This is a genomic window from Lacihabitans sp. LS3-19 (assembly GCF_024343575.1).
In the GTDB taxonomy this organism is placed as follows: domain Bacteria; phylum Bacteroidota; class Bacteroidia; order Cytophagales; family Spirosomataceae; genus Leadbetterella.
Genome location: NZ_RJUA01000068.1, coordinates 1 through 1,484 on the forward strand (window position 1 = coordinate 1; position 1,484 = coordinate 1,484).

Annotated in this window: 2 protein-coding genes; both read right to left on the reverse strand. The window is 33.0% G+C overall.

Going from position 1 to position 1,484, the window contains the following annotated elements; genetic code table 11:
• Nucleotides 1–1,087: HD domain-containing protein (locus tag EGI22_RS15340; RefSeq protein WP_255069320.1), on the reverse strand; the 1,087-nt coding region annotated here is incomplete at its 3' end.
• Between the two features lie 188 nt (nt 1,088–1,275).
• Nucleotides 1,276–1,484: hypothetical protein (locus EGI22_RS15345; protein ID WP_255069321.1), on the reverse strand; the 209-nt coding region annotated here is incomplete at its 5' end.

Here is a 1,484-nt window from a genome sequence, read left to right on the forward strand (position 1 = left end):
AAGCATATCCACTGTTGCTTATATTACCTATTTTATAGTAGTATTTTTGGAGAGATTTTGGAATGTTTTTATTGTGTAATTTTTCTAGAAATCCTCTCTCTATTTCTTCTGTATTTAGGCCCACTTCGATTTTTATTTTGAAGAGATTTCGCTCTATCAAATTTTTGCAAAGCAAAGAAAGCGTTTGGTCACTGTGGGATTGCCATGATTTTAATGCATACCATATATCTGTATCGTCTAATTGAATGAAATTCTGCAAATACTTATTATCGTTTTTGAAATCATCCAAACTTATATTTTCCTTAATAAATACTTCCAGATTTCTTGGGATTTCAATTGTAATTCCATCGGCTATTAGGTCTTTTACCCTTTCGAAAATCTTCAAAACCATAGTTTCGGAACAAATCGAAGTTTTATGAAGATATACTTGCCAATACATTAGCCTTCTAGCTACCAAGAAGTTCTCGACACTTAGGAGTCCTTTTTCTTCAACAACCAACTCATTATCAACTACATTTAGCATTTTTATGATTCTTTCTGCTCCGATTTTTCCTTCAGCCACGCCCGAATAAAAACTATCTCTATTTAGATAATCCATCCTGTCCATGTCTAACTGGCTAGAAATCAATTGATGAAAAAAACTTCTATTATAGGTTCCTTTAAACATTTCAATTGCCAAGCTTAATTTTCCATCAAATTGCTTGTTTAGGTCTTCCATTAATAATAAGGAAATGGCTTCATGATTGACACCTTTCAGTAAAGCATATTCTAAAACATGTGAAAAAGGGCCATGGCCAATATCGTGCAAAAGAATCGCCACTTGTGCAGCTTCTTTTTCAACTTCCATAATTAGCAAACCTTTGCTTTGCAAAGTATTCAGAGCCTCATTCATTAAGTGCATAGCTCCTAATGCGTGCTGAAACCTCGAATGAAAGGCCCCTGGATAAACCAATTCCGCCATACCCAATTGTTTTATCCTACGAAGTCTTTGAAAATATGGATGTTGTACTATTTCAAATATAAAATCCGAAGGTATAGTTATGAAACCATAAACTGGATCATTGAATATTTTGCGTTTGTTTGTCAAAATAGATTAAAATGTTTTGGAGAAAATTTACAGTACAAAGTTCTAAAAAAAAGGGGAAATTAAGGCATTAACTTTTACCTTAACTTTATTAATAAAAAAAAACTCTTCAAATTTGAAGAGGATTGTGGGCCCACCTGGGATCGAACCAGGCACCTACTGTCCCGAAAGCTTTCGGGAGAGTCAGTTGCTTAATTCTTTGTTTCTTCTAAAATTTTAGTAATTAAATCTGGATATTTTTTCAAGTTGGAAATGTATTTTGAGCTTTTCATAGATTTGATTTTTCTCTCTAGTCGAATGGCATGGGCATAATTATCAGTTGGGATTTTTAAAAATAAATTCCAATCTTCAGCAGAATTTGAGAAGTGTTGGCCTTGATAAAAATGTGAATTGTGATTCT